This is a genomic window from Ascidiaceihabitans donghaensis, from assembly GCF_900302465.1.
GTDB lineage: Bacteria > Pseudomonadota > Alphaproteobacteria > Rhodobacterales > Rhodobacteraceae > Ascidiaceihabitans > Ascidiaceihabitans donghaensis.
This window is the reverse complement of record NZ_OMOR01000001.1, coordinates 2368688-2390556: the sequence shown is the minus strand read 5'-3', so window position 1 is coordinate 2390556 and position 21869 is coordinate 2368688. Positions and strand designations below refer to the sequence as shown.

The window sequence follows — 21869 nt, the reverse complement described above, 5'->3', positions numbered from 1 at the left end:
CATCTTGATAGGCGCGGCAGGGATACGCGGCAAGGGCAGGAGCCTCCGGCGGGGATTTTTTAGGGAAAAAGACCTGTGCGGCGTTGCGTTTGGGACTCAGGCGTTTGGCCTTGTGGTGTGGTCGTGATCTTTTTGGAACGGTTTACATGCTGATCTGTGCCAACAGCGCCTGTGCTTGTGACGCAGGCGTGTTCAAAGTGCTGCGGTCTTCGCCCGGGTGAAAGCGGGCGCGTGTGCTTGTCGGCATTGGTTTCGGTGTCAGAATATGCACATGAGGTCCGGTTTTCGCGGTCTCGCGTTGCCAGCTTGTCGCCAAAGCAATTTGCGCGGCTTTTGTGGCTCCGTAGCTGCCAAAAAACTTTTCGCCCGCGCATGGGTCGTCGAAGAACAATGCGTGTCCGGTGTCGCCCAGAAGGGGCGCGATAAATTGGATCAGCGTTGCTGTCGCAGTGATGTTGCCAGTAATGGATTTCGCCAGATCTTTGCCGTCGATGTGGCTGGTAGGCGCTAGCGGGGCTGCATGGATCGCAGTGTGCGCCCACAAATCCAATGTGCCCCAACGGTCATGGATGCCGCGGCACAAGGTGGCCATCGCATCGGCGTTCGTCACATCCATTGGGGCCAGTGTCGCGCTGCCACCCTTTGCTTTGATTCTATCGTCCAGCTCTTCCAGTGCGCCTGTGGTTTTGGCCACGGCAATGATGTGGTGTGTTGCGCAGAGGTCTTCTGCGAGGGCTGCGCCGAGCCCGCGAGAGGCGCCGGTTATAAGAGCTGTTTTTGTCATGCCTGCGTAGTGATGCGCTTTCGCCCCGTCGTCAAGCTTTGCTACGGTGATAGGTCAGCGTCAGTGTGGCGCAGTGATGCAGCGCGTCTTCGGGTAGGGGGGCGTCCAAGGGCAGCCAGAGCGACCGTTTGCCTTCATACGTGAAAGTGTTGGGGTAAAGGGTGCGCATTGTTTCGGGCAACGTGCTGTTGCAATTAAGGAATAGCCCCAAGGCGTCCGCGTGTTTTGGATGCCAGCAGGACCGCAGCGTTGAGCCGGTGCGTGGCTTTGAAGGCAGCCATGCAGGTTCGTTCCATTTGGTGGTTTCTTGCAGATCAACATCTGCATCTTGCGCAGCGGTATGCACGATGGAGCGCAGTTCAAGGAAACGGGACTGCGCCTTTTTCGGCCAGTGCCGGATAAGCGCGGTGAGGTTGGGGGCGAGGTTTTGCATAGCAACAGATTACTTGGGCGTCATGACAGATACTGTCAGTAGAGTTAAGTGTCTTTTAATGTTGGAAAGATCGCAACAACCGTATCGACAAGTTTACGTGCGTCCACTGGATCCAGTTCCAATCCGAACCCCAGTTTCCTTGTACCGTTGGTCAAATGGATCACTCCGGCATCCGCTGAACGCCACCCTTTGAAGTTTTTCTGATGCCGCCCTTTTGGATTGGGGACCACCCGCATGTTGCTCACTGCAGTCATTGCGACAGCTACGGGCTTTGACCAAAACGGCACGCGTCGTAAGATAATCAAACTATGATCAGAGATCGAAATCTCTTCTTTTCCCGAAACCATCCATAAAAAAGCCGAAAGGGCAACAAGCCCACCGACAGTCCAGAAACACAGCCAAACCAGAAGAAATAGAGTGATAAAGCCGAGGGGTGAAAGGATCAACGCGCCCAAGGCAGAGATCCAACCAACAGCCCATCCAACCAGCCAAAACCCTAAGAACAGACATATCCCGACGTTGCGTTTCGCACGAATGGTGATCAACAACGCGTCGTTGCGTTGTTCCAGTTTGATGCGCTTGTCACTCGTTTCTGTCATGAAAGCGGTGTTGGCAGGTGGGATTGTTCGTGCATGTCAAATGTCGCCCCATCCACGTACGCCATCACCAAAATGCTTAAAAATGGTGTTGTTGGATAAATCGCCCCAATCACTCAGCCGCCTTCATCACAAACCCATCGTCGATTTTGTCTGCCGGGATCACCGGATATTCCCCCGAGAAGCAGGCGTCGCAATATTGCGGGCAAGCTTTGTCGCGCCCTTTGGCTTCGCCGACCGCGCGGTAGAGCCCATCAAGCGAGATGAATTTCAGGCTGTCGACGCCGAGGTGGTCGCGCATTTCCTCTTCTGACATTGTGGCCGCAAGCAGTTTGTCACGGTCAGGCGTGTCGACGCCGTAGAAACATGGCCATGCAGTTGGGGGCGATGCGATGCGGAAATGGACCTCTGCGGCGCCGGCATCAAGGATCATTTCCTTGATCTTGCGACTGGTTGTGCCACGCACGACACTGTCGTCTACCAAGATCACCCGTTTGCCTTTGATCAGGGCGCGGTTCACGTTCAGCTTCAGACGCACCCCCATGTTGCGGATGCTTTCCGTCGGCTCGATAAACGTCCGTCCCATGTATTGGTTGCGGATGATGCCCATCGCGTAGGGGATGCCGGATTCCAGCGAAAACCCGATGGCCGCAGGCGTGCCGGAATCAGGGACCGGGCAGACCAGATCGGCCTCCACCGGGGATTCTTTGGCCAGCTCACGCCCGATGTTTTCGCGTGTCTCGTAAACAGAGCGCCCGCCAAGGATGCTGTCGGGGCGGCTGAAATAGACATGTTCAAATATGCAGAACTTGGACGGTTGGCGGCGGAAGGGAAAGTGGCTTTGGACGCCGTATTTTTCTGAAATGACAACCATTTCACCGGGTTCAATCTCGCGGACGAATTCCGCGCCGATGATGTCCAGCGCACAGGTTTCTGAACTTAGCGCCCAGCCGTCACCGACCTTGCCCAACACCAGCGGACGCACGCCCAAGGGATCGCGCACACCGATCAGTTTGGTGCGGGTCATAGCGACCACTGAAAACGCGCCCTCAACACGGCGCAAAGCGTCTTCCATGCGTTCAGGGATGTTGCGCTGCAAGGACCGTGCCATCAGGTGGATGATACATTCGCTGTCAGAGGAGGACTGAAAAATCGATCCCCGTTCGATCAGTTCACGGCGCAGTGCATTGGCGTTGGTGATGTTGCCGTTGTGGGCAATCGCGGCCCCGCCCATGGCGAATTCACCAAAGAAGGGCTGCACATCGCGGATCGCGGTTTGCCCCTTTGAGCCGGCAGTGGAATAGCGCACATGGCCGATAGCAAGGGGGCCGGGCAGGGTTTCCATCACTTTTTGTGAGGTGAAGTTGTCGCGCACATAGCCGAAGCGGCGCGCAGAGTTGAACCCCATTTCAGGGTCATGGCTTACAATGCCGCCTGCTTCCTGACCGCGGTGTTGCAGCGCGTGCAAACCAAGGGCCACAAAATTGGCGGCCTCTTTGGTGCCAAGGACGCCGAAAATTCCGCATTCCTCCTTGAGCTTGTCATCATCAAAGGGGTGTGCGGGAGGCATTAGATTGGACACAGCGGCAGCTCCGAATCCGGACAGGGAGGGTTCATCCCTCTGTTAAGGGGTTCGGGCGCGTATGTCACGGTGCGATGACAAAAAGGCAGGCTGTTAGCTGTCTCTAAAGAAATTGTGTTTAAGGCAGGGCAGACTTGATCCTATTTGGAACGACTTATGCGCCCAGAGTTCACAAAATCGTCTAGCGATGCCGAAATGGCCAAGGCCAAAGCCATGGCCCAAATGGTCGATCGCACATATGCAGTGATCGAATTTGACGCCGGCGGGCATGTTTTACATGCCAATGACCTGTTTTTGACGGCCATGGGATACACAATGAATGAAATTGTGGGCCAACATCACAGAATTTTTGTCGATGCGGTGTATGGGAAGTCCGTGCAGTATCGTGAGTTTTGGGATTACCTCAATTCGGGCCAGACCCACCAAGGACAATATGAACGCTTTACAAAACGGGGGCAGGCAATGTGGCTACAAGCGTCATATGCACCGGTTTTTGCAGCTGATGGCTCTGTGTCTTCGATCATTAAACTTGCGTCGGATGTTACACCGCGGCGCAGCGTTGTGAACTCCATTTCTGCAGGGTTGTCGCAACTTGAGAATGGTGATCTGACGTACCGGGTCCAAGTGACGCCCGACAATGAATTGTTTGATCTGGCCCGGGGCTACAATGCCTCTATGGAACGATTGGAACATGTGTTCCAGACCGTAGGGAAGGTCGCCAAGGGACTGAACGTTGCAGCGGCGGACATTTTGACCCGTGCGAACGAAGCAGCTGACGCAGCCTTGCGCAATGCTGCGTCTTTTGAAGAAACCTCGGCAGAGGTTGATGTGGTCGCATCTTCCGTCACCAAAACTTCTGAAAACGCAGGACATGCGTTGAAAAATACGGAAAAAGCCGCACAGATTGCCGATTCCAGCGCAAGCACAATGGCGTGCGCCTTGGATGCAACCACTGAGATGCGCAAAGCGACAACTGAAATGTCGGAAATCAATGAGGTCATCGATTCTATAGCGTTCCAAACTAATCTTTTGGCTTTGAACGCAGGTATTGAAGCTGCCCGCGCGGGCCAAAGTGGCGCAGGTTTTGCCGTGGTGGCCACTGAAATTCGAAATCTTGCGGGGCGGTCCCAAGATGCTTCTGGCAAAATTCAGGCGTTGATCGCGCGCTCTGTCCAGCAAGCCAAGACTACCCAGAACCATGTCACGGAAAGCGAAGCCAATCTAAAAGATGTTCAGGAAAAGTCCCGCCAAGTTGCGGAAGGCATGACACAGATTTCCAGAGAGGCAGGCGAACAGGCGGAACGCGTTGCAATGATCAATGCAGTTGTTCGTGATCTTGCCGCATCCAGCGAAAAAAGCGCTGAATCGGCGTCGGACAACCAAGACTCCGTCGAGCGTCTGACACGTTACAGCCAGACCCTGAACCAAGAGCTTCGCAATTTCGGAGTGGCGCAGGTGCAATCCGCACAGTGATAGATGCCTGCAACAATAAAAAAGGCCGCGCTAATGCGCGACCTGATTAGTTTAATGCTCAGATTGCTTGTCGTTATTGGGGATCAGGGGCTTCGCAGCTGCTGATCAGGTTTTCGTATTGCTGGGTGATCCACCCGAATGCCTGTTCTGGTTCTTGATCTTGAATTTGGCCTGTGAAACGCCCGAAGACTGCGGCGGACCGGCTTTCGTCGACAACTGTAAATTCCTGTCCCGTGATCACAGTATCGTAGACGAAAAACGCGATGGCTACCAAAAGGATGCCGCGCAAAACACCGAAGAAGAACCCAAGACCCTGATCAACACCGCCCAATGCGGAGCGTTGGATCAGAGAAGAAAACAGCGGTGTGAACAAAGACACAACGATCAGCGCCACGGCAAACACCAAGCCAAACGCGCTGATGATTCCCAATTCACAGCTGTCTGCAATGATGTCGCCCACGACAGGAATTTCGCGTACCAGCGGTTCAACTTTTGGTGCAAAAAGAAAACCCAGAATAGCGGCCAGAACCCAGCCGGCGATGGCCATGATTTCACGCATAAGACCACGGCCGTAAGCCAATAAGGCTGAGAGTATGATGACAATGGCGACGACGCCGTCAATGATGGTAAAACCTTCCATGGTTTTCTGCCCTTTTCTTGTTCTTATTTATCCGGCGCCGAAAATGTCACCAACAAACTGTGTTAAATCGCCCATCTGTCGCAAGGACATGCCAGTAACCTCTATCGGTTTTCCACCCGATGGCGCAATCGCAGCTGTGAAACCAAGTTTTTGCGCTTCTTTCAACCTATTTTCGGTCTGTGGGCCGGGACGCAGGGCGCCAGACAGGCTGATTTCTCCAAAAACAACGGCACCTTCCGGCAAAGGCGCGTCTTCACGCGCACTTAAAAGGGCGGCTGCCACGGCCAGATCTGCCGCAGGTTCGCTGATCTTCATACCGCCTGCAACGTTCAGATAGACGTCCAACCCCGCAAACGGGATGCCGCATCGCGATTCTAGAACGGCCAAAATCATCGCCAAACGACTGCCATCCCATCCCACAACGGACCGGCGCGGCTGCGAATGTGGGCTAGGGGCCACCAATGCCTGCAATTCAACCAACACGGGGCGTGTGCCTTCGACGCCTGCAAAAACGACCGATCCGGCGCTGGGTGTGCCGCGTTCGCTTAGGAAAAGGGCTGATGGGTTTGTGACCTCGGCCAAACCTGATCCCGTCATTTCAAACACGCCGATTTCATCTGCAGGCCCGAAACGGTTCTTGACCGCGCGCAGAATGCGAAACTGGTGGCCGCGCTCTCCTTCGAAATAAAGCACCGTATCAACCATGTGTTCAACAACGCGTGGGCCGGCAATCTGTCCTTCTTTGGTGACATGACCAACCAGGATCACGGACATGCCGTTGCGTTTTGCAAATGTTGTCAGCTCGTGTGCCGCGCTACGCACCTGACTGACAGAGCCCGGCGCACTGTCCACTGTGTCAGACCACATGGTCTGGATCGAATCGATGATCACAAGCTGTGGTTTTTCGTTTTCAAGCGTCGTGAGAATGTCACGCAAATTGGTTTCTGATGCCAATTGCACCGGCGCGTCCGTCAACCCAAGGCGCTGGGCGCGCATGCGGACCTGTGCACTGGCTTCTTCGCCTGACACATAGATGGTCTTTAAACCGGAACGGGCAAACTGCGCCGCACCTTGCAGCAAAAGTGTGGATTTGCCGATACCTGGATCGCCGCCTACCAAAATGGCGGAGGCAGGCACCAAGCCACCACCTAAAACCCGGTCCAGTTCGTCAATACCGGATCGCGTTCGCGGCGGCGGTGCTTCTTTTGTGGCAAGATCGGTCAGTTGCACTGTGCTGCCGCGCCGCGCGCCCAGCGATTTTCCCGACGGGCCGGACTTTGACAGCCCTTTGTCCTCGACAATGGTGTTCCATTCGCCGCACCCGTCGCACCGCCCGGACCATTTGGTGTAGCTGGACGCGCAAGCAGAGCAGGTGAATGTCGTTGATGATTTGGCCATGGCGCCTTTTGCCTTAAGCAAGGAAGGGGGTCAAAGGCTTATTCGGCTGCTTTTGGTGGTAGTTCCACAACAGTATTGTCCGTGCGTACAATGGTTTCGAGGCCAAGTTCCGGCAGCGCCCCACGCAATTCGTCACGCAGACGATCCAATTGTGCGGCAGCAACGCTTTCTTCAAGCTCAATTTCATGAAGCCAGTGTTTCAATTCGGTGCTGACGGCTTTGGCTTCTGCCAGACGCGTGTTGAATTGTTGCACTTCAAACTGTCGTTCTTTCAAGAATGCCCGCGCCCGTGAGACGCGATCATCTGAATAAACTTCTGCCAGCTCTTTCGAGATGTGCGACATTTGCGCTGCAATTTCAAGTACTTCAGGTTCTAAAGATGACAGATCTGGATGATCGCGCAGATAGGCTAAACGTTCTTTGATAGCGTCAAATTCCGAACTGATCCGAAAAACATCACCCCGATCGGCTGCATGAACCGCCCCATACGCGCGGGCCACGTCCTGCATCCCGATTGCAAACTGGCGGTGGGAATTTTCCAAAGTCATTATGCGTCTGTTCGAGGGCAAGAAGAAACACAATGCTACGGCCAACACAGTTGCAATGATTTGCACATACATGCCGGCGTTGTCGACGAATTCACCATTCCAGATTGCGTTGACTTCCAACCAAGGCAACAGCCCAAAGACAGCAAGACCCGTGACAGTAACAAGTGCCAAGGCGGTGAAGGCAAAGCAGGCCAAGGCGATGCGTTGCATTAAAAACTGCACCAGATAAAAAACACCACGCACATGCGTCACGACTGTCTTCCCCCCAGAAGATGATTTCGTAGGCAAACATACGCCGATTAACCAACTTCTCGAAGGGGAAAACCAAGAAATCCACACCAAACCGCTAAAATGTGATCAGTTTAAGGAGGTTTCTAAGGTGATTGTTTCACGTTTCGCGTCAATCTTTTGGTCGCTTTTGCAATTGTTCACTGAGCCAACTGATCAAGATTGAGGCAAGGATGAGTACAGTAAACAAATATAGGCCCCAAGCAGTTTCTATGCGTCCAATCCCGATCCCCTTAGAAAGTGTGATGTAGACCGCGATTAGAAAAATGTCGGCCATTGCCAGTTTTCCCATCACGTGGATGGCGGGTAAGGTGCGCGCACTCAGAAGATCAAAATGCAACAACGCCAGCAGGATCGTTTTGAGATACGGGGCAAAAAGCGCAAAAACCGTGACGACCAACGCCAGAAAAACATCGCTGCCCCACAGCGACTGCAAGCCTGTTACCACACTGATTTCATTCAAGCTGAACAGCGGCAGGACACCGGCGCGCATCAGTGGAGCGAACCATGCAACAGGATATAGCACCAGCAAACTCAGATTGGCACAGCGCAGAAAGGTCAGAACGATAGGGCGTTGCATTGGGTTCAGGCCTTAGACGTGATCAAAAACGGGTTCGTTTGGAGGGGTATGACAGGTTTTCGGCGTCGAACATGCATCTTTGATACTTTTCAACGTACCGATTCAATGGGGCCCTCGGCACGGCCATGGATAAATTGATCCAGATATGGGTCGCCGGCCGCGTCAATGTCTGCCGCAGGACCCGCCCACTGGATAACCCCGTTGTGCAACATCGCAACTGTATCCGCGATGGCGCGCACCGACGTCATGTCGTGGGTGATCGTCATGGTTGTGGCTTTCATTTCCGTCACAATTTCGCGGATGAGATCGTTGATGACACCGGCCATGATCGGGTCCAGACCTGTTGTGGGTTCATCAAAAAATATGATCTCGGGATCGGCAGCAATGGCCCGCGCCAGCCCCACGCGTTTTTGCATGCCACCGGACAACTCCGCCGGTAAACGGTCCGCAACATCAGGGGTAAGCCCGACGCGGCGCAGTTTTTCGATCGCAATGGCGCGGGCTTCGTCTTTGGGTTTTTTCAAGCTGCCCCGCAGCAAACGAAATGCCACGTTTTGCCAAACTGGCAAGCTGTCGAACAGCGCGGCGCCCTGAAACAGCATTCCGAATTTGGCCAGAAACGCATCCCGGTCTGTTTTGGTTACATCCTGCCCGTCGACAGTGATTGTACCTTGATCGGGTGTGACCAACCCCAGCACCGACTTGATTGTGATGGATTTGCCAGTGCCGGACCCCCCAATGATCACCATAGATGTGCCGCGTTCGACCGTTAGATCAACACCGCGCAATACGTGATTGTTTCCAAAGGATTTATGGACATTTTCAAGTTTGATCATAGCGAGAAAAACACCCCGGTCAGCACAAAGTTAGCTGCAAGAATAAGGATCGCTGCAGCTTCGACTGATCCTTTGGTTGCGCGTCCAACCCCCTGGGCGCCGCGACCGGAGTTCATACCGTAGTAACACCCCATCGTGGCTGCGATAAATCCAAAGACCCCACCTTTAACCAGCGATGATACAATGTCGCGCAGTTCCAGAAAATCGACGGTGTTTCGAATGTAGGCCGCAGGATTGAACCCAAGCGTGCCTGTGGCAACTGCGTAGCCTCCAAAAATGCCGATGATGTCGCCCACGGCGACCAGCGCAGGCACTGTCAGCGTGGCGGCAACGACACGCGGCACAGTTAGATATTGCATGGGATGGGTAGACAGCGTCACCAATGCGTCGATTTGTTCGGTGACTTTCATGGTCGCGATTTCGGCGGCGATAGATGATGTGACCCGTGCGGCAATCATCAATCCCACCAGAACCGGCCCAAGTTCTCTGACCATGCCGATGGCCACAATTTGTGGCACCACGGCTTCTGCGTTGAACCGTGCCCCGCCTGCATAAATTTGCAGGGCCAGCGCACCGCCTGTGAACACCGCCGTCAGGCCCACAACAGGCAACGACAACCACCCAATGTTCAGGAGGGCAACAGCCAATTCGCGCAGATAGAAGGGGGGGCGCACCATGTGGCTTAACGTCGAGAAAGCAAACAAAGTCACGCGCCCGATTGCGCCCAACAGCCCCAAGGCAGAACGCCCGATGCCAGCAAGCCAGCTCATTCCGTGTAGGTCCTGTGGTATCTGTGGCCCATTGATGTCAGGATTTCATAACCGATTGTGCCTGCACAAGCTGCCAAGTGATCGACAGTCTGTAATTGTCCCAACAGCTGCAATGTCTCTGACGCGTGGGGTGCATCTGTGATGTCGACTGTGATCATGTCCATAGACACACGGCCAATCACGGGGACTTCGACCTGACCGGCGTACATGGATGCACCGTCCCCGATGGCGCGGATCAAGCCATCGGCATATCCTGCGGCCACGGTTGCAACCAGGCTGGGGCGTGTAGCCACCCATGCATTGCCGTATCCAACGCTTTCTCCGATGGCGACCTCGCGGGTCTGGATCACGGGAACATCCAGTGTCACGACGGGCGCCGCATCTGCAAACGGTGCGCCTCCATATAGGCCGATGCCGGGGCGGGTCATGTCGAAATGATAGTCGGACCCAAGCAGAATTCCGCCCGTGGCAGCCAAGGATCGTGGCGCGTCTATGCCGTCTGTCATTTCGACAAAGCTGCCAAGTTGTTGCGCGTTCATCGGATGGGCAGGGTCATCTGCACAGGCCAGATGAGACATTATCAACGTGGGGTTCTGCGCCAACGCAATATCGCGCAGCGCGGACCATTCGCTTGGTTCCATGCCCAGCCGGTTCATCCCTGTATCAAGCTGCAACCCGAAAGGGGCGCCGGGCAGGGCTTCTACGTGACGCAGCATTTGGTCAACCGAATTGATCATCGGCGTCAGGTCGGCGTCACGGATCACGTCTGTGTCGCCGGCCATATGCCCTGAAAACACATTGATTGTTGGGCCGGGGCCAAGGGCTGTGCGCAAAATGGCACCTTCTTCGGCGGCTGCCACAAAGAAGGTGCGCGCACCGGCTTTGGCCAAGGCGCGTCCGACAGACGGCGCACCCAACCCATATCCGTTGGCTTTGACCACGGCGGCGGTGTCGACCTCTGTCATGGCGTCCAGCGACGTCCAATTGGCGACCAAAGCGCCCAGATCAATTGTTAAATGTGCGGTGCTCATGACGTGCGTTGTGACATGTGTGGATTTGCGGTCAAGTGGATTTAAGCCTGCACCCAAGCCCGCGAAGTCAGAATTCCTGATCGTCGCCCTGGTTCAGGTATTGGGGGGCCAGATTTCCAAAGCGGGTAAAACGGCCTTCAAACGACAGATCAACGGTGCCGATTGGACCGTGACGCTGTTTGCCGATCACAACTTCGGCGCGGCCATGCAGGCGCTCCATTTCTTCTTGCCATGCCGCCATGGCTTCAAGATCGTGATCACCGGGTTTTTCGCGTTCCTTGTAATATTCTTCGCGGAACACAAACATGACCACATCCGCATCCTGTTCGATAGATCCGGATTCACGCAAATCCGAAAGCTGCGGGCGTTTGTCTTCGCGGTTTTCGACCTGACGCGACAACTGGGACAGGGCGATCACGGGGATGTCCAGTTCCTTGGCGATGGCCTTTAAACCCATCGTGATTTCGGAGATTTCGTTCACACGGTTTTCCGACCGACCGGTGCCACGCACAAGCTGAAGATAGTCGATGATCAGCAAATCAAGACCATGGGTTCGCTTCAGACGTCGTGCACGTGCTGCCAATTGGCTGATGGGCAAAGCAGGGGTGTCATCAATGAACAGCGGGCAAGCCTCTAGTGCTTTTGCCGCGTCCACAAAACGCCGGAATTCGCCTTCGGTCATGTCGCCTGACCGAATTTGTTGGCTGGGGATTTCTGAGGCTTCGGACAGGATACGGGCGGCAAGCTGTTCGGCGCTCATTTCCAGTGAATAAAAGCCCACGACACCGCCGTCTACCGCGCCTTCCGTGCCATCTGCTGTCAGTCCGCGCCGGTAGGCTTTGGCGACATTAAAGGCAATGTTGGTGGCCAGGGACGTTTTGCCCATTGACGGACGTCCGGCCAGGATCAGCAAGTCGGAGCGGTGCAACCCGCCCAGCTTTTTGTCCATGTCGATCAGGCCGGTTGAGACACCCGACAAGCCGCCATCACGTTGGTAAGCTGCGTTGGCAACATTCACTGCGTCCGTTACGGCTTTGAGAAAGCTTTGAAATCCGCTTTCGACCTGGCCTTGCTCTGCCAGCTTGTACAGGTGTTGTTCGGCCTCCACGATCTGTTCGCGTGGCTCTGATGCGACGTCAATTCGCGCCGCTTTCGCTGAAATATCTCGCCCCAACAGGATCAGATCGCGGCGGGTGGACAGATCATAGATCATCTGGGCGTAGTCGCGCACCGCGTAAGATGAAATCGCAGCCCCCGCAAGACGGGCCAGATAAGCGGGGCCGCCAAGTTGTTTCAGGCCTTCGTCGTCTTCCATAAAGGACTTCAACGTCACGGGGCTGGCCAAATTGTTTTTGGCAATCCGCGCCGCGGCGATGTCAAAAATCCGCGCGTGCACGGGTTCATAAAAGTGTTTTGGCCCGATGATCGATGCCGCACGGTCATAAACGTCGTTGTTTGTCAGAATAGCACCCAGAAGCTGTTGTTCAGCTTCGATGGAATGGGGCATGGTTTCTGCGGCCTCGACCTGTGGGCTTTCTCCGGAAAAACTGCTGATCTCGTTCATTTTGCCCCACCTGTTTTGTCACCCGCCCCCCGGCAGATGTTTGACGCACCTCATACCTTTACGCCCCTGTCGGGCGCAAATTGTATATTCTGTGGATAACTCTGACCATACACGATGTTGCGTTCAAATGCACCCGTTACCCCGTATGATGGGGTCGGGTTATGATTTTTTATTGGCGTCCTGCCATGCGCGCGGGTTGTTCAAAAATGCTTCAACACCCGTGATTGTTGCATCGTCGAAAGCACCAGACGCCTTGGCTTCGGCCAAAACGTCCCACCACGTGCATAAGTAGTGCAAGCCAACCCCATGATCGCCCAAGGTCTTTTCTGTTTCAGGGAAAATGCCATAATAGAAAATGACCGCCGTATGGGCACAGGTTGCTCCGGTGTCGCGAATCGCATCGACAAATGACAGTTTTGAACCGCCGTCCGTGGTCAGGTCTTCGACCAACAAGACCCGTTCACCTTCGGACATGGCCCCTTCGATGCGGGCATTGCGACCGTAGCCTTTGGGCTTTTTGCGCACATATGTCATTGGCAAAGCCATGCGTTCCGCGACCAGTGCCGCAAACGGAATCCCTGCAGTTTCGCCACCGGCAATGTTATCGAAGGCTTCAAAACCTGCGTTGCGCATCACTGTTACCGTCAAGAAATCCATCAATGTGCTACGTATCCGTGGATAGCTGATCAATTTGCGGCAATCGATGTACGTTGGGCTGGGCAGGCCCGACGCCAATGTGAACGGGTCTTCGGTGTTAAAATGTACCGCTTTGATTTCCAGCAACATACGTGCCGTCAGGCGGGCCATTTCTTGCGCTGTGGGGTAGCTGGTGGGGATCATCAGAGAAACTTTCGTATGGTGCGCCGGTTGGAGCCTCCGGCGGAGGTTTATTTTGCGAGATGAAGCAGGATCAGGTCACGCGCCAATGGAGCGGGTAGCCGGGATCAAAGACTGTGACGGGGCCTTCGTCTGTGGCCACGTGGCCCGGATAGACAATAACGTCGCCTTTTGTCAGCGTGATTGTGTCTGTATTTGCTGCCAGCCCGTAGAACGCGGGACCGTGCAAGCTGGTGAAGCCTTCCAGATGTCCCAGCTTGTCTTCGTCTTCAAAGACCTGTGCCAGAATTGACATCGTATTTGGCGCAGTGAAACAGCCTGCGCAGCCACATGGCAGCAACTTGTTGGCGTCAGTGTGTGGTGCGCTGTCTGTCCCAAGAAAGAAGCGCGTTTCACCTGATGTCGCAGCGTCGCGCAGCGCCAGACGGTGTTCTTCGCGTTTGGCCACTGGCAGGCAATAGTAGTGTGGCTTGATTCCACCTGCCAGAATGTGATTGCGATTGATCACCAAATGGTGGGTTGTGATTGTTGCACCAAGGTTTGGCCCTTGGGCGCGGGCATAATCGACCGCGTTTTTTGTTGTGATGTGTTCCATCACAACTTTCAGGTCCGGCGTTGCTTTGCGGATCGGATCCAGAACGCGGTCGATAAAGACGGCTTCGCGGTCGAAAATGTCGATGTCGTGATCTGTTACTTCGCCGTGCACACACAAAGGCAAGCCGATTTCTGCCATCTTTTCCAGAGTGGGGCGCACATTTTCAAAACGGCTGACCCCGGACGCGGAATTGGTTGTGGCGCCTGCCGGGTAAAGTTTGACAGCATTGATCAGACCGGATGCGTAGGCCGAAGCCACATCGCCGGGATCGGTGTCTTCGGTCAGATACAGTGTCATCAGGGGGGTGAAGGCGCTGCCTTTTGGCAAAGCTGCCAAAATCCTGTCCTTGTATGCAGCGGCTTGCGCCCCTGTGACAACCGGCGGCACGAGGTTTGGCATGATAATCGCACGGCCAAAATGTGCGGCGGTATGGGGCAAAACGGCTTGCATCATCGCGCCATCGCGCAGATGCAAATGCCAATCATCGGGGCGGCGAAGCGTAAGCGTTTGTGTCATGGTGGCGCGTTAGCACGGCAACTGTGTTGAGGCCAGAGCTTTACGCTTGTGGCGATGTGCCTGCAGCATCGTCATGAGCGTTGTTCTGGGGGGCGTCCAGTTCCGCCAAACGCCGCGCAAAACGGGGCGCTTTGGTTCGAGACGTCACATTCTTGCAAATCATACGCGTCAATGCGAACCGTTCGTCGCGATCGGTCACGGCCATTAACGTACGTAAATATCCACGGTTGTCCCGTCGTGCGCGGTACATTTTTGCAAAGCTTTCTGTGTCCAGCTTGCCTGCGTTCGCTTTGGAAATGACCTGAAACAGAATGTTCATGTCCATCATCTGGCTTTGCAAAGCTGCCCCCATAAAACGCATCCGGAATTTGGACACGTTCGGGCGGGTGAACAGCGCCGCATGCATCGCATCTAGCGGGTCGTTGGAATCGTAGAACACAAATGCAGCGTCGGCCGCATCCAGCATATCGGGGGCGTAACCGTAACGGTTTGTAAAGCTCACGCGGCGATGGTCTGTAAAGCGGTCGTCCCATTCGGTGACGCGGGGGTCCAAGGTGGCTTGCGGTTGTATCGCCACAACACGCGCCCCCGGGGCGGCCACAGAAAACGCGGAAGCCGCATAACCACAAGGGCCGGCGCCGTAAAAAATCACCTGTGAGAAGTCGTCGAAAAATCCGTCGTCGATCAATGCATCAAAGTGACCATAGACCTTTCCGTCGCGGAACCATGTGTCGCCATCGCTGACCAGGCACAAATGCGACCACCCCATGCTGGCAACCATATCCCAGCCCAAAGGCAGGGCGTTTTCACGCAAACCGCGGATGCCTTGTACCGTCTCGAAAGTCACCAGCAACGTATCGCTTTTTTGTACAAAGGCTGCGAAATGCTTGCGCCCTAAGGCTTTGAAGTAGCCGTGTTCATTGGCAATTTCTGCAATACGTGTGACCCATGGACCTTTGGCCAGATCACCCAAAGGTGTCTCGAATGTTTGGGCATGGTCTTCCATATGCGTCACGTCCTCAATCACAAAACTCCCCTTTTGACGGGGATGGTTGCGATCAAGGTAGGCGTCGATTGGGGCATAAATTGGAACAATTTGTGCCAATTGCGGGCCAATTACCGGTCATATGCGCTGGTGTATTTTCACTATTTTTGTTTCGCTTTGCGGGCCGCATTGGCAAAACCTATCATGAAACGGGCCGCCGATTTGTTTACAGGCCGCGTCGGGGCCGCCATCAGCAAACGTCCGAACAAGGCGCGAAACGGCTCCTTCAACATCAGCTCTTCAAAGCGCGTGTGGCGCCACCGGACTGCTTTGTTGTGTAGCTCATCCAGCTTTTTGTCGCCTCTCAATTCTTGAACAATCTGAGCGCGTTTGGGCATGAGCCGGGAAATGCTTGTGTCGATGTCCGTGTTGAAATTCCTCTCGACCCAATAATCGAGCCCCAGAATATCATCGGAATGCACCGCACGCCCACGATCGGCTTTTACCACATAGCTTTCAAGAGCGCCCAAAGGATAATGGTTCAGCTGTGCCAAAGCATAATTCGATTGCCCGAAGTTTGAAAAAATGCGTTTGGTCTTGAATTGGTCGGGCAGGGCACGGCCTTCGCAATCGTACCATTGCGCCTTCGCCAGTTTCTTTTCATCGGGATTGCGCGGGCGGTGTACACCGACCTTTTGGTAGGTGCCGTTGTTGGCGTAAAGCGTTTTGAACATCGACGCCCGCCATGGCCATTGCAGAACCGCAGGGGCGCATTTGGTAAACTGATCCAGAACGGGCATGTCTTTGAAGCGGACAACGTCGCTGTTCCCGAACAATCGCCAAGTGAGCGTTATGGCCGTCGCGTCTGGTAGTGCAGACAACAATGCGGTCAGGGTGCCGTCACCGACGTGGATGTTGACGAATTCATCCACATCCAGTGGAAGTATCCAATCCGCTTGTTTGACGATGTCCAATTTATCGGCTTGCTTCAGCGCCGTGAACTGGATGCCGCCTTTGTCATAGGGGCCATCGTTGCGAATATGCGTGATCTGCCCCATTTTGTGCAACCGATCCAAAATGGTGTCGGTGCCATCTTGGCAATCGTTTGAGAAGACTAGGAAATCCGTGAACCCGACAGCCCGATGATGGGCCAGCCATTCCAGCACAAAGGCGCCTTCATTGCGGACAGTCAAGATGGCAAGGAATTTCAATGGCTTGCCTTAGGGAATTGACCCGCCATCAGCTTTCCATATCCAGCGCTAACGCATAGGCCACGCGTTCTGTTTCGTTCAGTTTCACTTTAAGCGCTTGCTGGTAGAGGTCTTCGAATTCGGGCATGCCGTGCAATTCTTCAGCCTTGGCAAGATGCCATTCTAGCCCCGTTTCATGCCATTTGCGCAGGTGCGGGTCAGACATGAGCCGATCATATTCGGCGCGGGTGCGCGGCACGTTTCGCTTGATCGTAATGTCGCGAAAGTCGGACCAATCCATGCGAATCCAGTAGTTGATTCCAATGGACCGATCGACATGCAACGCCCGTCCGCGTTGACGCTTGATCAGAAAGCTTTCGGCAGAGCGAAGGGCGTAGTGGTTCAGTTGAATCAGGTCGTAGCCAATGGATTTCTTGGAATTGCGCCACCCGCTTTCGGCGGCCTCTTTCGTCATGTCTTGACCAGAGCCATTCACCCATTTCACCTTGTTTTTGAAACTATCGTCCAGTTTGTTTGGGCGGTGGCAGCTGATTTTCTCATAGGCTCCGATGTTCTTGAACATAGTTTTGAAGCCCCAAACCGTGTGTGGTTTTGGGCAGAACTTCGGGGCGCACGTGTCGAACTGATCAATCACCAGATCGTCGTTCAACCGTGTGACACCGTTGTGCCCGAACAAGCGCCAAGTCATCGCAACATTTGTCGCATCCGGCACGCGTTCAAAGAAGTCGGCCAAGGTGCCATTGCCACAGCGCACGTTCATGAATTCATCCACATCAATGTGAATGATCCATTCGGCGTTCTTGATCACAGGTTCTTTAAGGGATTGATTTAACGCGTATTGCTGAGGAGAGTTGCCTTTCCAGTTGTCGTTGTTGCGATGCTGGATCACGCCCATATCCTGCAAGCGGTCCAGCAATTCAGACGTGCCATCAGAACAGTCATTTGTGTAAATCAGAAAGTTATCGACGCCCATGGCGCGGTGATAGGCGATCCATTCCACGATGTAGGGCGTTTCATTTTTCATACAGCCGACGATGACGTTGCCGGAATTGTTTTTGGGCAAATCCCGTGGAGGCACAGGGGTGTAAGCCGCCGCCAACTCTTCTTCGTTTACGGCACCCATCTTATTGTGTGGCGCGAAAGACGATGTGCGCAGCTTTTCGAAGTTCTGCACAGCCAGCGGGGGCATCAATTTGCGTGCCGTGGCACTTAAACCGTCTTTAGGCGGTGTATCGTCTGTGACTGGCATGGGCACAGGGCTGCCGTTGATGCGGGCCAAGTCTGCGGCTTTGGTTTTGCGTTCTTCTTTGGTGGCTTTGTCGATGCGCCACATAAAGCCCAAAAGATATTGAGACGCGCGAAACCCGAACATCGGATCAGCTTCACACCATGGGGTTTTTGCGCGGGGCTTTTTGAAGGTTGCAGCGGTTAGCCCTTTGTGTGCTTTGATTAACTTTGCGTTGCTCGTGGCAAAGGTTTTTGAGATATCGCTAAGGGACGCAACATCAATTGCATCGCCGTCTACTTTGATTTCGTTGACAAAACCGCGCCACAACTGGCGAGGTAAAATACGCTTCTTGGATGCGAGAACCTGTAAGATTAACGCATTCAATTGCCGTCCACGGGCCATCCATGCCGCTGATGGCGGAGGCGATACATCGCTGGCCGCAGCTTTGCCGATTGCGCCTTTGATCCCGAACATATCGCGCAGCTCGTCCGTGACGGTTTGGGCTGCAAAAGCTTCGGCATCAAAACTGCGTAGTGCAACAGAACCGGTGCCGAACACATCTTCCCAGAACGTAACAAGTCGCGCGTAATCCAGCCAAAAGGGGGCGCCTTGGTTTTCTTCAAATACACCTGCTTGTGGATCGATTTTTGGATGTGATGCAATGCAATCATCCCACCACGTTTTTGTACCTGCCAGATCAAGTTCCTGTGCCAAGGACACACCGCGGCCTTCAAGGATTTGTTCGTGGTAATGGCGCGTCAACACGGCGGCCTGTTCGTCAACATGTGCAATGATGCGGATGTCATCCGAAAGAGGGGCCAGCAGCGCTTTGAGGCGGTGCAATTCAGTAGTCCGCGACAGGCAAGCGCCCAATTGAGAGGCAGACAAGATCAGGTCAGTTGGCTGATGTTGCGCGACTTCCTTGGCCAAATCACCAGCCAAGGCATCATGCAGCACTTTTTGTTTGTCGGCCGTGATGTAGCCGCGATTGTAGCGGAGCGGATCAACATGATCGGCGTCGGTCACAGCCATAAACAAGCGGGTGTGGTTTTTGTTGCCGGGGCTGCGTGCAAACAGAACGCCTTTGGAAATCAACTGGTCGCGTTTGTCGGCCAGAACCTCTTGCAGCCGGTCTGCGCCGACATGTTCCAAGCCGATGTGCAAATGGATGCGCATTACGCTACCTCATTGTTTGTATTCAGGTTTTCCGGATTGGCATTGGCGCGGCCCCACCATGTGATCGGCACGCCAACAAAACCGCTTAGCAGATCGGTCACATTTGGATCAGTCACTTCGTATTCCAGAAAATCATCATCATCGTTAAAATATGTGCGCAAAGTCGCGTAGTGGGCGTCTATCCATTGAACACGCTCCTTCGATGTTTCGCCGTAGCCTTTGGGCAAACCGGGAATGTTGCTTTCCGGCAATCGCACAGTGCCCAGATTGGACCACGCCAGCATAGATTGCGACACATCCCAACTGTCGCGGTTGGAGGCCACAAATTTGACGCCCGGATTCGTTTTGCGCAGCGCCTCAATCAATCCGAAATCCATTTGCGGCCAGATTGATTTGCCCTCTGACAGGGTGCTCATTTCTGCGACGGCATCAAAACCATAAAGCAATGCGGCGGGGTTGCCGGATTCGTAATATCCGCGATACAGCAATTCTGCGACAAATTGGTGATGTATGGCGCGGTTGTTGGTTTGCTTCGGCTTGATACGGTGATCTGCCACATGCATGCCCGCGCGGCGCAAAGCACGCGCCAAAGTCGTGGTGCCGGTTTTTGGCAAGCCAAGGTTGACCACACTCAAGCTCATGACGCGATGTCCAAAGGCAGGCCCAACGCGACAAGCATTTCTTCTTCTTGAGGGGGCAGTTTCGATGCGCTGCGCAACTGCTTTTGCATTTCTTGATAGGCGGGTTGCGCCAAAAGCTCATCACGTTTTTTACGGTGCAAAGCCACTGCATCGTCATGCAAACGCTTGATTGTATCATCCGCCATCAATGCAGCCATTTCTGATGCCAGATCAGGAAGGTAGCGCGAAATTGACGTGTCTTCCCAAGCGGGGTCATTGCGTTCGCGCCAATAGGTGTCGTCAAACGCACGGTTCTCGCGGTTGACATCGCCACGGTCATTTTTGACCAGATAACTGTCTAAGCTGCGCAGGGCGTAATGGTTCAAAGTTGCAAAATTCCGTGCGCCAGCCGCGGGAAATTTGCGAATACGCCGTGGATTGGCTGCAACCAAAAAACGGTGCGGCACAGGTCTGCCAGACCCATCTGTCCAGCTCGGGCGTTTCTTTGGCGGCAACTTACCTTTGAAGAATGGACGGTGTGCACCATAATAGTGCAGGGGGAAATCGTGCCGGATCAACGACTTCACTTCGATCGCGGCTTCTCCGCACCACAGATCAGGATTGTGGCACCGGGTGAATTGTTCAATGACAGGACGGTCTTCGAATGTATCCACATCATCGTTGGCAAAAAACTGGAAGGTTAGGCTGATGGCTTGCGGATTCCCACAGGCATCAATCAGCGCCGGAATTGTGTGATCGCCCACATGGATGTTTAGAAATTCGTCAACATCTGCGACCCAAACCCAATCCGCATTGATGACGACGTCTTGTTTGCGTGCGTCTTTCAAGGCTTCCATTTGATAATTGCGTCCCTCTGCGGGGTTGGGCAGATGCTGCACCAACCCCTTGGCCGCAAGCGCATCCAGCAAATGGTCTGTGCCATCCGTGCAATCGTTTGAATAGAAAAGGAAATCGCTTACGCCAAGAACACGGTGAAACGCGATCCATTCCAGCAAAAACGGGCCTTCGTTTTTAACACAGGTGACTGCGGTTATGCGCATATCTGGCATAGCCCCGCGCATGAAGTGTGTGCGTGCATCGTTTCTTCCGCCTCTTGGGTCACAGCCTTATGGCTTACGGACCTCTTTTATTCGCTTAACAGCATGCCAGTTTCTGCGAATCAGGTCAATCTTTCCGAAACCACGACTTTATGCGCCCTTGACCGCGCACCGTTGCAGTGCACTTGATACGCGCAAGGGGAGACCACGTATGACCGAAATTTCATCCATCGATGCGGTGCAAAAAATGTTGGCGGATCAAGGCTATGTCTGTAGTCGGGCGTTGGGCACAGTTGTGTTCCTGTCGCTGCGTCTGGGACGGCCTTTGTTCCTGGAAGGCGAGGCCGGTGTTGGAAAGACCGAAATCGCCAAGGCGCTTGCTGCGTCTTTGGGCCGCAAATTGATCCGCTTGCAATGCTACGAAGGGCTGGACGCATCCAGCGCGGTGTATGAATGGAATTTTCCAGCGCAAATGGTCGCAATACGGGCTGCAGAGGCATCAGGCGGGGCGGACAAAAAGGCGTTGCAAACCGAACTTTTCAGCGACGACTACTTGATCGAACGCCCGTTGCTGGAAGCGATGCGGCCAAATGAAAACGGCCCGCCGGTTTTGCTGATTGACGAACTTGACCGCACCGATGAACCCTTTGAGGCGTTTTTGCTGGAAGCGCTAAGTGATTTTCAGGTGACCATCCCCGAAATGGGCACAATCAAAGCACCGGAACCCCCCATCGTAGTTGTCACCTCCAACCGCACCCGCGAAGTTCACGACGCATTGAAGCGGCGGTGTTTGTATCATTGGGTGGACTACCCGAATTTCGAACGCGAGATGGAAATTTTGACAGCACGCGCACCGGAAGCTGCCGAAAGTCTAAGTCGCGAAGTGGTTGCTTTCGTGCAGAAATTGCGCACTGAGGACTTGTTCAAAAAGCCTGGCGTTGCAGAAACCATCGACTGGGCCAAATGCCTGCTGGCTTTGGATGTCATAACCCTTAGCCCGGAAGTCATCGCCGACACGTTGGGCGCCATCCTGAAGTATCAAGACGACATTGCAAAGCTACACGGATCTGAAGCCAAGCGTATTCTGGATCAGGCCAAAGCGACGATGGAACCTGTCTAG

At 54.3% G+C, this 21869-nt stretch carries 21 protein-coding genes; 2 read left to right on the top strand and 19 right to left on the bottom strand.

Annotated features, from left to right (window positions below):
• Positions 1–142: 142 nt before the first annotated feature.
• The 4 genes from ASD8599_RS11915 to purF form a co-directional block, all read right to left on the bottom strand.
• On the bottom strand, positions 143–784 hold the full coding sequence (locus ASD8599_RS11915) for an SDR family NAD(P)-dependent oxidoreductase (protein ID WP_108828740.1): 642 nt from the start codon (positions 782–784) through the stop codon (positions 143–145).
• Between the two features lie 31 nt (positions 785–815).
• Complete coding sequence (locus tag ASD8599_RS11910) at positions 816–1217, bottom strand: DUF1801 domain-containing protein (protein ID WP_108828739.1); 402 nt, start codon at positions 1215–1217, stop codon at positions 816–818.
• A 44-nt stretch (positions 1218–1261) separates the two neighbouring features.
• Complete coding sequence (locus ASD8599_RS11905; RefSeq protein ID WP_108828738.1) at positions 1262–1816, bottom strand: hypothetical protein; 555 nt, start codon at positions 1814–1816, stop codon at positions 1262–1264.
• A 109-nt stretch (positions 1817–1925) separates the two neighbouring features.
• Positions 1926–3383 (bottom strand): amidophosphoribosyltransferase, encoded by a 1458-nt coding sequence (purF, locus tag ASD8599_RS11900; RefSeq protein WP_108828737.1) that lies wholly within the window; start codon positions 3381–3383, stop codon positions 1926–1928.
• Between the two features lie 168 nt (positions 3384–3551).
• On the opposite strand from purF, the gene ASD8599_RS11895 reads away from it, so the two are divergent.
• Entirely contained in the window at positions 3552–4868 is a 1317-nt protein-coding gene (locus ASD8599_RS11895) for a methyl-accepting chemotaxis protein (RefSeq protein ID WP_108828736.1), read from the top strand.
• Between the two features lie 73 nt (positions 4869–4941).
• Here ASD8599_RS11895 and ASD8599_RS11890 read toward each other — a convergent pair whose 3' ends face one another.
• From ASD8599_RS11890 to ASD8599_RS11820, 15 genes are all read right to left on the bottom strand, one after another.
• On the bottom strand, positions 4942–5508 hold the full coding sequence (locus tag ASD8599_RS11890; protein ID WP_108828735.1) for a CvpA family protein: 567 nt from the start codon (positions 5506–5508) through the stop codon (positions 4942–4944).
• Between the two features lie 27 nt (positions 5509–5535).
• On the bottom strand, positions 5536–6906 hold the full coding sequence (radA, locus tag ASD8599_RS11885) for a DNA repair protein RadA (RefSeq protein ID WP_108828734.1): 1371 nt from the start codon (positions 6904–6906) through the stop codon (positions 5536–5538).
• Positions 6907–6944: 38 nt separating this feature from the next.
• The gene (locus tag ASD8599_RS11880; protein ID WP_245926019.1) at positions 6945–7706 is read right to left on the bottom strand and encodes a DNA repair protein; all 762 of its coding nucleotides are present in this window, start codon (positions 7704–7706) and stop codon (positions 6945–6947) included.
• 148 nt (positions 7707–7854) lie between these two features.
• Positions 7855–8322: a paraquat-inducible protein A gene (locus tag ASD8599_RS11875; protein ID WP_108828733.1), complete on the bottom strand. Its 468-nt coding sequence runs from the start codon at positions 8320–8322 to the stop codon at positions 7855–7857.
• Between the two features lie 89 nt (positions 8323–8411).
• Positions 8412–9158, bottom strand: coding sequence for an ABC transporter ATP-binding protein (locus tag ASD8599_RS11870; RefSeq protein ID WP_108828732.1), 747 nt, complete (start codon positions 9156–9158; stop codon positions 8412–8414).
• Positions 9155–9928, bottom strand: coding sequence for an MlaE family ABC transporter permease (locus tag ASD8599_RS11865; protein ID WP_108828731.1), 774 nt, complete (start codon positions 9926–9928; stop codon positions 9155–9157). The genes ASD8599_RS11870 and ASD8599_RS11865 overlap by 4 nt, the downstream gene beginning before the upstream one ends.
• Positions 9925–10959, bottom strand: coding sequence for an alanine racemase (alr, locus tag ASD8599_RS11860; protein ID WP_108830150.1), 1035 nt, complete (start codon positions 10957–10959; stop codon positions 9925–9927). Before alr ends, ASD8599_RS11865 begins: the two co-directional genes overlap by 4 nt.
• A gap of 67 nt (positions 10960–11026) precedes the next feature.
• Positions 11027–12523 carry a replicative DNA helicase gene (locus ASD8599_RS11855; RefSeq protein WP_108828730.1) on the bottom strand — a complete coding sequence of 499 codons (1497 nt, stop codon included), beginning with the start codon at positions 12521–12523 and terminating at the stop codon, positions 11027–11029.
• Between the two features lie 159 nt (positions 12524–12682).
• Entirely contained in the window at positions 12683–13363 is a 681-nt protein-coding gene (locus tag ASD8599_RS11850) for an orotate phosphoribosyltransferase (RefSeq protein ID WP_108828729.1), read from the bottom strand.
• A 70-nt stretch (positions 13364–13433) separates the two neighbouring features.
• The gene (gene pyrC / locus ASD8599_RS11845) at positions 13434–14471 is read right to left on the bottom strand and encodes a dihydroorotase (protein WP_108828728.1); all 1038 of its coding nucleotides are present in this window, start codon (positions 14469–14471) and stop codon (positions 13434–13436) included.
• A 40-nt stretch (positions 14472–14511) separates the two neighbouring features.
• Positions 14512–15498, bottom strand: a complete 987-nt coding sequence (locus tag ASD8599_RS11840) for a phosphoadenosine phosphosulfate reductase (RefSeq protein WP_181364474.1) — start codon at positions 15496–15498, stop codon at positions 14512–14514.
• A gap of 119 nt (positions 15499–15617) precedes the next feature.
• Positions 15618–16667, bottom strand: coding sequence for a glycosyltransferase family 2 protein (locus ASD8599_RS11835; RefSeq protein ID WP_108828727.1), 1050 nt, complete (start codon positions 16665–16667; stop codon positions 15618–15620).
• Positions 16668–16695: 28 nt separating this feature from the next.
• Positions 16696–19071, bottom strand: a complete 2376-nt coding sequence (locus ASD8599_RS11830; protein WP_108828726.1) for a glycosyltransferase family 2 protein — start codon at positions 19069–19071, stop codon at positions 16696–16698.
• Positions 19071–19712, bottom strand: coding sequence for a sulfotransferase (locus ASD8599_RS11825; protein WP_108828725.1), 642 nt, complete (start codon positions 19710–19712; stop codon positions 19071–19073). Before ASD8599_RS11825 ends, ASD8599_RS11830 begins: the two co-directional genes overlap by 1 nt.
• The gene (locus ASD8599_RS11820) at positions 19709–20752 is read right to left on the bottom strand and encodes a glycosyltransferase family 2 protein (RefSeq protein WP_108830149.1); all 1044 of its coding nucleotides are present in this window, start codon (positions 20750–20752) and stop codon (positions 19709–19711) included. The genes ASD8599_RS11825 and ASD8599_RS11820 overlap by 4 nt, the downstream gene beginning before the upstream one ends.
• A gap of 208 nt (positions 20753–20960) precedes the next feature.
• Between ASD8599_RS11820 and ASD8599_RS11815 the strand changes: the two genes are divergently transcribed.
• Positions 20961–21869, top strand: a complete 909-nt coding sequence (locus tag ASD8599_RS11815) for an AAA family ATPase (RefSeq protein WP_108828724.1) — start codon at positions 20961–20963, stop codon at positions 21867–21869.